The organism is Clostridium sp. LS, assembly GCF_002760435.1.
Classification (GTDB): domain Bacteria; phylum Bacillota; class Clostridia; order Clostridiales; family Clostridiaceae; genus Clostridium.
Map to the genome: position 1 here is coordinate 16074 of NZ_AUUU01000102.1, position 13061 is coordinate 29134.

At 30.1% G+C, this 13061-nt stretch carries 9 protein-coding genes and 1 pseudogene; all 10 read right to left on the reverse strand.

Annotated features, from left to right (window positions below; all coding sequences use genetic code 11):
- Window positions 1-21: 21 nt before the first annotated feature.
- The 10 genes and pseudogenes from COL3_RS20595 to COL3_RS20640 all read right to left on the reverse strand — a co-directional run bounded on the left by COL3_RS20595 (window position 22) and on the right by COL3_RS20640 (window position 12526).
- Entirely contained in the window at window positions 22-855 is an 834-nt protein-coding gene (locus tag COL3_RS20595; RefSeq protein ID WP_008420367.1) for a carbohydrate ABC transporter permease, read from the reverse strand.
- Window positions 856-869: 14 nt separating this feature from the next.
- A complete protein-coding gene (locus tag COL3_RS20600; RefSeq protein WP_008420369.1) occupies window positions 870-1748 on the reverse strand; it encodes a sugar ABC transporter permease in 879 nt (292 codons plus the stop codon).
- A 96-nt stretch (window positions 1749-1844) separates the two neighbouring features.
- On the reverse strand, window positions 1845-3143 hold the full coding sequence (locus COL3_RS20605) for a sugar ABC transporter substrate-binding protein (protein WP_008420371.1): 1299 nt from the start codon (window positions 3141-3143) through the stop codon (window positions 1845-1847).
- Between the two features lie 491 nt (window positions 3144-3634).
- A complete protein-coding gene (locus COL3_RS20610; protein ID WP_008420373.1) occupies window positions 3635-4984 on the reverse strand; it encodes a sugar ABC transporter substrate-binding protein in 1350 nt (449 codons plus the stop codon).
- Between the two features lie 10 nt (window positions 4985-4994).
- Complete coding sequence (locus COL3_RS20615; protein WP_008420375.1) at window positions 4995-6605, reverse strand: response regulator; 1611 nt, start codon at window positions 6603-6605, stop codon at window positions 4995-4997.
- On the reverse strand, window positions 6598-8406 hold the full coding sequence (locus COL3_RS20620; protein WP_008420377.1) for a sensor histidine kinase: 1809 nt from the start codon (window positions 8404-8406) through the stop codon (window positions 6598-6600). Before COL3_RS20620 ends, COL3_RS20615 begins: the two co-directional genes overlap by 8 nt.
- A gap of 613 nt (window positions 8407-9019) precedes the next feature.
- Window positions 9020-9208: a hypothetical protein gene (locus COL3_RS20625; RefSeq protein ID WP_008420378.1), complete on the reverse strand. Its 189-nt coding sequence runs from the start codon at window positions 9206-9208 to the stop codon at window positions 9020-9022.
- A gap of 62 nt (window positions 9209-9270) precedes the next feature.
- Window positions 9271-9654 (reverse strand): annotated as a pseudogene (locus COL3_RS20630) (class I SAM-dependent methyltransferase); the annotation flags it as partial.
- A 12-nt stretch (window positions 9655-9666) separates the two neighbouring features.
- Entirely contained in the window at window positions 9667-12216 is a 2550-nt protein-coding gene (locus COL3_RS28460; RefSeq protein WP_008420383.1) for a glycoside hydrolase family 32 protein, read from the reverse strand.
- Window positions 12217-12337: 121 nt separating this feature from the next.
- Window positions 12338-12526 carry a hypothetical protein gene (locus tag COL3_RS20640; protein ID WP_008420384.1) on the reverse strand — a complete coding sequence of 63 codons (189 nt, stop codon included), beginning with the start codon at window positions 12524-12526 and terminating at the stop codon, window positions 12338-12340.
- Window positions 12527-13061: the final 535 nt, after the last annotated feature.

Genomic DNA, 13061 nt, shown 5'->3' on the forward strand with positions numbered 1-13061 from the left:
TCCTCATTAAATAATTTAAATTTAACCCTTTACAGCACCAGCTGTCATACCTTTTACAATATATTTTTGCGCAAACATCGCCAATATCATCACTGGAAAGCTAAAAATAAATGCACCTGCACACATAGGCCCTAAATCCATACTATAAGCTGATAAGAATTCTGATAAACCTACAGTAAATGTCTTTGCATTAGTACTTGTTAATAGCAAAGCAATTAAGAAATCATTCCAAGCTAAAAACAAAGTAAAAATAGAAGCTGTTGCAATACCAGGCATGCAAATAGGTAAAATTATTTTCCTAAATGTATAAAAATTACTTGCTCCATCTACACACGCTGCTTCATCTAACGTCATCGGTATACCTTTGTAAAAACTTATCATAGTCCACATAACAAATGGAATATTTATCGCTGCATAAACAATGATTAATGCAACTCTTGTATCATACAAACCCATATTTGTAATAATATTATAAATTGGTACTGCAATGCTCGATGTAGGAATCATTTTTAAACATAAAACTAAAACAACTAACAAGCCTGATAATTTAGCCCCAGAGCGTGATATTGCATAAGAAGCTAAAGCTCCTAAAATTACAGCAATGAATGTACTTGCAACAGCACATATAAAACTGTTAGTCATATATTTAAATGCTGGGACTCTAACAAATAAGTCTGAAAAATTCTCTATAGATAATTGAGTAGGAAAAAACTTTGCAGGTATTGATATTACTTGTGAGCCAGGTTTAAATGATGAACTAATTAAATATAAATATGGAAATAGCCAAAATAAAGTAAATATTAAAGATATAACTATTACTATACGCTTTCCCATCTCTTCTCTTAAATGTGTCATGATTTTCCTCCTTCTTATTCCTTTTTAGGGTTCCATAGACTTTGCATAAACACTAAAGTAAAAACAATAAGAATAATAACAAAAACAACAGCCATTGCACTTGCATATCCAACTTGATTGTATCTTGCAAGTGTTCTATAAATTACAACACTAATTACTTCCGAAGAATTATTTGGTCCGCCTTGAGTCATAGCCCAAATAATATCAAAAGTTCTTGCCGCATCAATAATTCTAATAGACAACGCTGTGAGCAAAACAGGTTTTATATTTGGTACCTTTACCAAAAATATTTGCTGCAGTTTATTTGCCCCATCTATTTTTGCCGCTTCAATCATACTTGAATCAACACCCTGCAATCCAGCTAAAATCATTAACATCATAAAAGGTGTTGTTAACCAGATATCAGCAAAAGTACAAGAAAGTAATGCCCACTTTCTATCAGCAAGCCATAATATGCTGTTTGTATCTTTAATGATATGTAAATCCTTCAAAATTTGATTTACAATACCAAATTGAGCACTTAACATTAATTTCCACACCAAACCTGCAACTAGTGGCGCAATCATTAAAGGTGTTAATATCAATGATCGAACTATTTTATTTCCTTTATATTGATGCTCAAACAATAATGCCATTATTAATCCAATACACAATTCAACTGTAACTGCAATAATAATATATACTAATGTATTTGCTAATGGTGTTAAAAAACTTGCTGTTGTAAAAGCTTTGATATAATTATCAAATCCTACAAATGAACTCGCTCCAGTTAAATCAAAGGTATAAAAACTATCAATTGCCATTTTTAATATGGGATATATCAGAAATACACCCATGAAAATACAACCAGGAAGAAAAAACATAATTAAAGTTTTTCTTGAAATAATTCCCATGGTAAAATCACCTTTCCATTTAATTTATTCGGTATAGGCTATTGCTTAATTAGTAATAGCCTATATCCTAATTAAATAATATATTTATAAGTTTTTTTATTGTACAATAGCTTCAATCTTTGTTTTAGCATCATCTAAAGCTCCCTGTGGAGTTGCTTTACCTGCCAAAGCATTTTGAATTGCACCATAAAGCACTTCTTCTATCTCTGTCCAATGAGCTGTAGCTGGCCTGTTTTGAGATTGTTTAGCTGCTAGAGTAGTTAAAACTGCATTAAGATGCTCATTGCCTGGTTGAGTGCTGTATTTTTCATATACAGATTTTCTACCTGCAATCTTCAATGCTGCTTCCATGTAATCTCCATTATGATCATACATAAATTTTACATATTTTTTTGCAATATCTTGATTTTTAGAAGTCTTTAGTACTGATTCATACCAAGGGCCAGTAGTTGCTGCAACACCTGATGATCCACCTATCATAGGAGCAACTCCAACTTTTCCTGGAAGCGCTGCATAAGCTGATGGATATTGATGACTCCAGTTTAACTGCATAGCTAACTTACCATTTTTGAACATTTCTTCTGCTTCTGTACTTGCAACGGAGAGAGTTTCTTTTGGCGCATATCCTTTATTATATAAATCACAAAGATATTGTAATGCTTCTACATATGGAGCTTGGTTAACTAATACTTTGTTATCTTTATCTAATACAAGTGGATTAGCTCCTGCTTGAGCAGCATGATCTAACCAGCTACATACTGTATCTCCATTTGCTGCACCAAATACTGCTGTTCCATTCATACCATCCTTTGTAAAGAACTCCGCAACATCTTTATATTGCTGCCATGTTGTTGGTACAATTAAATCATAACCATATTTTGCTTTAAAAGCTGATTTATTTGCTGCGTCATTAAATAAGTCAGTTCTATAAATCAACACTTTTGCATTAATCCACATTGGGAAACCATATAAAGATCCATTTAATGTTCCACCGTCTACCAACGTAGGTAAAAAGTCAGATTTAACATCATCTGTTGCCAAATCATTAAGTGGCAATAGAGCATTTTGAAATGCTGGTAACCATAGAACATCTAACGTTGCAACATCATGAACTGAGGCTTTGGAATTAATTTCTGTTGACAATTTATCATACATTCCAGAATAAGGAACTGCATCTACCACAACTTTGTATCCAGTCTCTTTTTCAAAATCCGCTGCCGTTGATTTTGCTACACTTTCTCCAGGACTTCCGCTTTCTACTAGAATATTTATTTCCTTTTTACCTGTAGAATCTTTTCCTGAGTCATTACCACCAGTTGTAGATTTCGAACATCCTGCTACTAAAGTAGCTACCATTGTTGAAATCAATAATAAGGTTAAGATTTTCTTTTTCATTACTTCATCCCCTTAAAAATAATTTTTAAAATTTTATGTTTGATATATAAATTCTATAATTAATTAAAACATATTATATTATTTTTATAGCAAAACAAGCTTGCAACAAAATGAAAATGTTTAAATTAACTATGGATTTATAATATCACAGCGGATTATGAAAATGTTTTCATATTTTATTCAATTCTTTACTTATAATCCTTCAATGCACAAGAGCCTATTCTAAAGCTTTACATGTTAATCTTTATCTTGTACTTAATCTACAAAAATATTGACTTATTTTCATATAGTATTAACTTTTAATCTTATCTTGCACTTATCTACGAAAATATTGACTTATTTTCATAAATATATTCAACTGTTTTTAGTATTAACATATTATAAAGTTAAAGAGGTCTGAGATAAATTTATATTTTTACAAATTTATCTCTGACCTCAAATAAAGATAATAATCATGTTATAAATAGCACGCTATACAACTTCTATTCTATTTATTGTTGAAGCATAGCTTTCACCTGTTCAGCAGCCCCATTCAAAGCTTCTTTGGGTGACTTATTTCCTATTAACACCTGTTGTATGGCAGGAGCTAGAGCTTCAGACTCTATTCGTGTCCATTCAGCAATTGCCGGACGATTCTGTGACTGCGCACCTGATAATGAATCCGAAATAGATCTAAGATGTTCATAACCAGCTTTTTTACTGTATTCCTCAAATACAGACTTTCTAGCAGCTACCCCAAAATTATCCATATATAAAGAATTCTTTTCATATAGAAACATAAGGTATCTCTTTGCTATATCCTGATTTTTAGATGAACTTGGAATAATTTGATACCATGGGCCTGGTATTGATCCAACCCCAGCATCCCCTGCAATCATAGGTGCTGTTCCAATCTTACCTGCAACATTTGACTTTTGTGGATCGTTTGAAGGTACATAAAAGTGTCCCCATGCCAGCATCATAGCAAGCTTTCCATTCCAAAACATTTCTGCTGTTTCAGCGGATGACATTTCAAGAGATTCAGGAGGTGCAGATTTATCTTTATTAAGTATATCTGAAAGAAATTGAAGTGCTTCTACATAAGGTTCCTTATTGATTAAAATCTCTCCTTTTTCATTAACAACAACAGGTTTGGCTCCAGCTTGCAAAGAGTGATCCAACCAACTACATACAGAATCACCATTGTTTTCACCAAATACACTGGTCCCATATATGTCAATTTTTCCATCGTTATTTGCATCACGTGTAAAGAACTTAGCAATGTCTCTATATTCTTTCCAATTCTTTGGAGGATTTAAATCATAGCCGTACATTTTTTTAAAAGTTTCTTTTTCTTTTGGATCTTCAAAAAGATCTTTCCTATAAAACAGAATCTTACAATCAGTCCATGCAGGTAATCCATAAAACTTTTCATTGTATTTTCCACCTTCTAAAGTTTTAGGCAACAAGTCATTTTTAACCTCATCTGTTACAATATCATCTATTGGAAGCAGACCTTTTACTAGATTTGGAAACCAAAGTATATCTATAGTTGCAACATCATACGCACCTGAGCCTGAAGCTACCGCAGATCTCAATTTATCAAAAACATCAATATATGGAGCAGTTTCAATTTTCACTTCATATCCTGTATTCTTTTTAAACTCCTCTGCAGTGTTTTTTGCAACGGTATAAGCTGGACTTCCTGCTTCAACTAATACTGTTATGTGATTTTCTTCAGATTTTTCATTGTTAGGTATATTACTTTCATTACTTTGACTTTCACACCCCATAGCTAGAATAAAAAACATAATTGAAAATGTCATACAAGATATTATTACCTTTAATTTTTTTCTTGACATAAAATCCCCCCTATTTACCTTTCTCTAGCTGCTCCCATTGCCTTTTAAAAGCTAAAGGTGTTACACCAAATTTTTGTTTGAAAATTCTATTGAAATATTGATCGTTATTAAATCCTGCTTTAAATGCAGCCTCATATATCTTTATTCCTTTTTTCTTCAAAAAAATTTTTGACTTTTCTAGTCGAGCGTTAAGTAAAAATTCTGAAAAAACAACTCCTATCTCTTTTTTAAATATCATACTAAAATAATTTGGGCTTATATTAACATGATTAGCCACATCCCGCAAATATATATCTTCAGTACAATGATTTTCGATATATTCAACAGCTTTTAATATTTCTGATCTATACAAATTATTTTCTCCATTATTTATATCTACTATCTTTTTTATTATAGATACAAACCAATTTTTAATATCCTCAATATTTTGTTTAGATTCAATTTCCTCATATGGTATATAATCCGTTTCAAACAAAACTTGTGGATCAATCTCACATTTCATTGCAATCCTAGTTAATATATTTACTAAATCTATTATCCATACTTTTAGTGTATTCACTTCTTCATATTCAGTTTTAAATTTATCTAAATAACTTTCAACTAAAACTACTGCTTCATTTATATTTTCCTCAATTATAGCTCTTAATAAATCCTTTTCATCCTCAAGAGTTAATGTATAATAGTTATATTTTTTCTGATCTTTCAGGAAATAAATTTTACCTTTATCAAAAAGCATGTATCCTTCAATCATACTTTGTGTACGTTTATATGCCTCAGTTACCTGAGAAAAATCACTGCATAAATTACTGATTCCAATACTTATAGAATAAGAAATTGTATTCATAACTTCAGTTCTAATATTACACATAATTTCATTTACTTTTTCAAGTATGATTTCCAAATCCTCATTCGCATTAAAACCTAATAAAATTGTAAACTCATTATTTTTGGTTAATTCAACTATTCCACTTGCATTTTTCTTTATTATTGATTCAATTACACTCATAATATGTAAATTAGTTTTTTTCAACTGTTCATTAACTAACTCTTCACTCATAACTAAAAAATCATCAATTTTGGCAATTGCTACAAAATATTTACCGTTATTTAAAATATATTCAACAGAAGGCAATTCTCCAACAATATCGTTTTTATCTCTTACAATTCCATTAAATATATTTTTAAGCAAATTAGATTTAATTGCCTGACTAGCTTCCTTCCCATAAATTGCACTATCTTTTTCAATTTCTATTTCTCCAATTAATTTTTCAAGAAGCTCTAACAAGTTTTCCTTTGTTAGATATTGCTTTAAAATATAATCACTTACTCCGCACTTAAGTGCCTCACGAATGAAATCATAATCACTATGACAACTTAATACAATAATTTTAACTATTTTTTCAGTATTTTTAATATATTTAATTAACTCAATACCATTCATAACAGGCATACTTACATCAGTAATAACTATGTCAACATTTTGCTCTTCGATAAATTGCTCAGCTTCCTTACCGTTTTTAAATTCACCAACAACTTTCATGCCATAAGATTCCCATTCAAGCAAGCCTGACAAATATGTTCTAACTATTGCATCATCTTCTACTATAATGACACTATACATACTTCTGAATTCCCCTTTCATCTTTAATAACCGGCAAACGCATTATTACTTCAGTACCATTTTCTACATTACTTGAATAATACAATCCGTATTGTTCTCCAAAATAAAGCTTGATACGTTCATTAACATTCTTTATTCCCATCCCATTAAAACCATTTTTATTATTACTTTCCGAAACTTGTAACATCATGTTTATTTTATCTGCATCTATACCTTTTCCATTATCTCTGATTCTGAATACAATATCCTCTCCCTCTACTCTGCCTTCAATATTAACTTCGATAAAGCTTATTTCACCATCCATACCATGAACTATGGAATTTTCTATAATTGGTTGAAGAATGAGCTTAGGTACAATGCAGTCTTGTATTTCTGAACTTATATCAAATATAATTTTGAATTTGTCCTCAAATCTGTATTTTTGTATTAATGCAAAGTTTTTTATATAATCAATTTCTTCATAAACACTTACAAATTCTCCGCCCTTGCTTATACTTGCCATCAATAATTTTATTAGCGAATCCAAAAGTTCCTCAATTTGAGGCTGTTTTTTTATGGATGCAAGACATTTTATTGTGAATAGAGTATTATATAAAAAGTGAGGTTTAATTTGAGCTTGTAGTACTTTAATATATGCCTCCTTCTTTTTTTTCTCTTCTCTCCGTATAATTTTCATAAGATTTTTTATTTCCGCCGCCATTGTATTATATCTTTTGTATATTTTTCCTATCTCATTATCGCTGTCATAATCCAGTCTTACTTCAAAATCTCCCTTTTCTAGGCGCTTCATAGCCTTTCCGACCCTTTCTAAAGGACTTGCAATCTTTGATGATACCCATACAGATATTAATATAATAAAAGTAAAACTAATCATTATAATAATTAGATTTGTGTTAAGCAGCCATTGGCTATTTGATTGAATATAATCAATGGGAATAGTCGCAATTAACGTCCACTTAGAAGACGCAACAGCATTATATACTATCATATAATTTTTTCCATCAATTTCAGTTGTAAAACTACCTGAATTCTGATTTATATTTTCAATTATAGAGGTTTGAATCCTGGTTGAAATCTTTTCTTTATTTGAATGTGATATTATATAACCATTTTCATCTATGATAAATATTGTAGAATCCTTGCCAAAGGATGAATCCTTATAAATGTCAAAAATGCTTTTCTCACGTATTTGCATTTGTATTAAGCCATTAGAAACACCAAAATTAGGTATTGATCTTAAAAAATATAGATAATTACCTCCTTCCGGATCGTAACCTGCCACTGCATTTGTTGACCACACCTTCGTTTCTGTATTACTCGCAAGTGATTTAAAATACTCATTATCTATGTAGTTCATATCATTGTATATAATATTACTGTTGGATCTTATAACTGCCGAACGGTTTATAGGATATATAAATATCGATTTTACATCCTTTGAATTTTGAGTAAAATAATATAGCTTCTGTTTTACTTTATTACTCTTTATAAAGTAATTGTAATCATTTATTTCTCCAGATAGCAAACTGCTAAGATTCTCATCAAATGCTATTGACGAACTTATTTCATCATACTGATTAAGATTCTTTGTTATATCTCTACTTATAATCTTTACAGTTTGATTTACAAATTCCCTAGAATTCTTTTGTAGGGTATTTGCCATAAGATAATATGATACTAAATCAATAATTAATAGAGAAATTACAAAAATCGGAATATATGATAATATGAGCTGGTATCTTAAATTTAAATTTTTTATTGAATTTAAAAGCCTTCGATGAACTTTAAAAGGTTTACACATTTATTAATCACCCCATTCTAAGTAAAGGACTCAATAATTCATATAAATTTTATGTACCTAATAAAATAAATACGTTTTCACTGTGATTAAAAATAATAATAGTATTATGAAATTACTGCAGATCAATTTCAAGGTCACACATATTCTACATTTTATATTATTGCTTTGGTAAATGCAATAACAAATACTTCGGTTGGAGCCGAAGCATATTTTTATCTACCAGTATCCTCATTTGTTATTAGCCATTGTAAACAAATGAAAAATATAAAAAACAAAAGACATTAATCTCTTCAAGCTGAATTAATTAATCTACAAAGATTAAACTCCTCTAAATATGTTCTATAACTTGTGCATTATTGATTACTTAATATATACTCATATCTTCCCTAGTCAAAATTAGTTTTATTAACATGAAATTAAAGTTAATACTATTTTTCCTATAGAACAAATTATTTTATTTCCACAAATAGCATCGTTTCAATTGAGAGTTTCTATACAAAATTTCATTGAAACAATTAATAAGGTTCCTACACAAACAATAGACAGGCTACGTGTTAAAATGTAGAAACCCTATTAGAACTTATATAGTTACTTAATTTACATTAGCTTTATATCAATCATCTATTTTATTAGAATAACCTGACTCCATTCGAAGATTATTGTCTTTCCACGAAGCTATTCTTGCTATCATCCCATCAGTATTTATTCTCTTTTCATCTTTATTTCTTTCATAATAAATAGACTCATATATTGATGTTTTTCCAGCACCATTTACCCCTGCAAATATAGTATAAGTAGCCACTAATTTTTACCTATTACTCTTTCTAGTTCCTTTTGCAGTCCTATTTCAGATAAAGCAATATAAAAATCTTGAAACGCTCCTACTATATATGCCCATCTTGGAGGAGTTTCAACTTTTGAAACATTATCAAGAATTACAATTTTACCACCTTCGTTTAACATAGACTTCATCTGTTTAAGCACACTTTGAATATTAAATAAATGATGAAAAGTAGTTCTACTTACAATAAAATCAAAAGTCTTTTCAAAGCATAATTCATTAGCGTCCATATTAATATAACTTATATTATCTCTTTGTCTTTTTGACTTTGCTACTGACAACATTTCTTCTGAAATATCTATTCCAATGACTTCTCCATAATGCTTACACAGTTCAAAGGTTAGAATACCCGAACCACAACCAATATCTAATGCTCGATTCTTATTATTTACACTTATCAAATCCATGCTCAAAATAACCTATTTACTTAGTTGAATGTTACTGAATGTTACATCGCTATCCATAGAGAATATTCCCCATTTGTGATTTTGCATATTATACATACGTGTACTAAATGCAGCTTCATTATTTACGTACAAAACCGCAACTGAATCATTAATTAGAATGGTAAAATCCAAAACTCCATTATCTGGAACAGTTATAGGCTTGGTAGATTGCAATTGACCTAATGATGCATCTGTTGATGCGTTGTAAAATTCTAATCTTCCATATTGATGGTTAAAAACAATATTTAATGGAGCCTTACCATTCTCTCCTACATTAAACATAAAACCAAAGTTATTATTTTTAGATTTTGTATTTATTTTCCCAGTAATTTTATTGGTTCCACTAATTTCATTAAAAGTTACTGACTCATATCCATTTCCTGAGAAAGAATAGTCATTATTATTCTTAGTTACTGTTGAGGTTTTATTATACTGAGTCAGATTAATCTGTTGATATATTTTATTTACTACGGATTGAACAGGGGTTACATAAAGATCTCCGTTTGTATTTTGCTTAATTTGGTGCACTACTAAGTTTCCTGCCCAATCATATGCATTTGCATCATTGTAACCTACTTTAGTTGGAGTCCATCCAAATAAAAAAAGGTTGTTAGAAGAATCCTTTTCTAATTTTCCAGCATAAAAACCATTTCCATCAAAACTATCTCTACCTGGTTTAATAAATGGTCCATTTATGCTGCTTGCTTTTCTATAATGAACAACTCGGTTTCCATATGGATCAGCTGCTGATTGATCTGAAAAAGTTAAATACCAGTAACTTCCATATTTAATCAATGTAGGGCACTCTAAATTTGAGGTATTCATATCATTGGTGAAGAATACACCTTGGTCAGTCCAATTTTTCAAATCATCTGATACATATTTTGCTATTACTCCCGTGTCATTCTTTCTAGTTGTTATAAGCATCCAATACTTATTATCATCTTGATTATAAAAAACATATGAGTCTCTAAAATCATTCTTTGAATATTGTGCTGAAGCAAAAAAAGTATCGTTATATTGCTTTGTCCAATTTTTAAGATCTGTACTTGTAGCATGCATAATTGCTTCATTAGCTATTTCTGTAGGATTTATACTTACATCAAGTTTTCCTCCATCCCAAGCATTATTGTTATTAGCCGTAATTACAAAGTAAATATTATCTCCTTGATTTACTTTAACCATCTCAAGTTTAATTTTATCTACATTTTGTACTGAGTTACTTACAGGTACCACATCTCTCTGTAATATTTGATTATTACAATATATTGTTAATGTAACTCCATCAGGCCAACTTGGATTACTGTCATTTTGAGTGAATTTTGTATAAGTTCCTGTTAAATCTATTTTTCCAGTTTCTCCAGCAGTCCATCTATAGATTGCACCTTTGCTAGCTGATGGTTGAACAAAATCAGGGTGAAGTTCAAGTCCATCTAAACCTGACTGATAGTATTTTTTATTAGCGGCATCATAGCCTGTAGCTAACGTGAAATCTGCATTACTGGTTCCATAGCCATAGTTCCACCTATTATTTCCTTGACCCCCAAAGTCTGAAGCTAAATTTGCTTTATTTAACTGTGATACTACATCAGGTCTTCGATCGTTGAAACCAGTAAAAAATGCATGATATAAACCATTTTTATCTTTAATTACAGATCCTGTTCCCAAAGCTAAATCTTGATCTAAATTATCATTTGAATGATTAATTACCTTCCCTTGGTTGGTATAGTTATACAAGTTATCTGATTGCATCAAACTCCAAGGATGAAATCCATTTTCAATTTGATCTCTTATATCGTCTAGATAAAATATATTGAATTTTCCATTCTCATAATATGGCATAGGATCTCCCACAAAACTTAAACTTGATTGCTGCGATTTTGGAAATATATTTTGGTCATCATACACTGCTGGGGTTATACTAACATCAAGTTTTCCCCCATCCCAAGCATTGTTGTTATTAGCAGTAATTACAAAGTAAATGTTATCTCCTTGAGTTACACTGATACTATTAATATTAATAGTGTCAACAATATCAATTGAGTTGCTTACTTGAACCGAATCTTCTTTGATTACTTGTCCATTAAGAAATATTTTTAGTTTAACTCCATCAGGCCAGCTTGGATTACTGTCAGCTTGCTTAAATTTAGTATAACTCCCTGCTAAGTTAATCTTTCCAGTAACTCCAACAACCCATTTGTATATAGCTCCTTTGCTTGCTGCTGGATGAACAAAATCCGAATGAAGTTCAAGTCCATCCAAGCCTGTCTGATAATATTTTTTGCTAGAATCATCATAGCTTGCAGCTAAAGTGAAATCTGCATTACTTGTTCCGTATCCATAGTACCATCCATTATTTCCTTGAGCCCCAAAATCAGTTGCAAGATTAGCTATATTTTGGCTTTGATTAGTAAGCGCTTCAGCCTTTGCGCTCTTAGAAAATATCATAGTGAACAGAATAGTTATAATCATTATAAAATAAATTAGAATTCTTGATTTTCTCATTTTAATAATATTATCCATAAACTTTCTCCTTCTTCATATATCATATTTTTCACAAGGTAAGTAAAAATATCGTTTTCATTACTCAAGTAATTATCAATATTAAATCTGATTAAAGTTGCCGATAAAACTACGATAATGCTTATACTACTTTATTTACCTCAGCTCCTACAATTTGCCTCACCTCCTCATAGATTTTTAGATTTTTTTCTTCAACTATTATTGTTTTCATGTTTACTACATCATAGAGATAAAATGAATGATCTTCTGCCAAAATTTCATTTAGAAAAGGTAATGCATCAATTACCTTTTCTAAATCTTTTTCTCTCATGTTTTTCTCATTACATTTATCTATATTTTATTAAACACACATCACTTTATAAGCAATTTAAAATAAACCTCATAAAAACCTAACAAGTAATATGATAAAAACAGTTAAAACTCGGTAAAAAATCATAAATTGACACTAATGCAAATATAAATTTAATTTGGCTTCTATATTATTTTCATTGTATTAAACATTTAAATTATCACAGATAATTTAGATGTTATAAAATTTCACATATGTTAATTTTTGTTCGTATTGCGATACTTATCTACCGTTCCGATATTTAATCCACCTTAAATTCTATATTTCGCTATATAATATAAAACAGTAGATACTTTTATTTTTGATTTAAAACTATCTACTGTCATAATTTAATTTAATGTCAATTGTAATATTCTTTAGATGTATCTTAGATACATCTTAACAAATCATTAAAAGGCTCTTACAAGCATGATAGGTTTTCTCACCTTTTATTTTTTAATTTGTTGCTGGGAATACTGCTGTTATAACTCCTGAATTAGCGTTATTTGTTGCTGTT

What these genes read in the sequence shown, in the direction of transcription:
- COL3_RS20595 (WP_008420367.1), bottom strand. Translation starts at nt 855, where the DNA reads ATGACACATTTAAGAGAAGAGATGGGAAAGCGTATAGTAATAGTTATA.
- COL3_RS20600 (WP_008420369.1), bottom strand. Translation starts at nt 1,748, where the DNA reads ATGGGAATTATTTCAAGAAAAACTTTAATTATGTTTTTTCTTCCTGGT.
- COL3_RS20605 (WP_008420371.1), bottom strand. Translation starts at nt 3,143, where the DNA reads ATGAAAAAGAAAATCTTAACCTTATTATTGATTTCAACAATGGTAGCT.
- COL3_RS20610 (WP_008420373.1), bottom strand. Translation starts at nt 4,984, where the DNA reads ATGTCAAGAAAAAAATTAAAGGTAATAATATCTTGTATGACATTTTCA.
- COL3_RS20615 (WP_008420375.1), bottom strand. Translation starts at nt 6,605, where the DNA reads ATGTATAGTGTCATTATAGTAGAAGATGATGCAATAGTTAGAACATAT.
- COL3_RS20620 (WP_008420377.1), bottom strand. Translation starts at nt 8,406, where the DNA reads ATGTGTAAACCTTTTAAAGTTCATCGAAGGCTTTTAAATTCAATAAAA.
- COL3_RS28460 (WP_008420383.1), bottom strand. Translation starts at nt 12,216, where the DNA reads ATGGATAATATTATTAAAATGAGAAAATCAAGAATTCTAATTTATTTT.
- COL3_RS20640 (WP_008420384.1), bottom strand. Translation starts at nt 12,526, where the DNA reads ATGAGAGAAAAAGATTTAGAAAAGGTAATTGATGCATTACCTTTTCTA.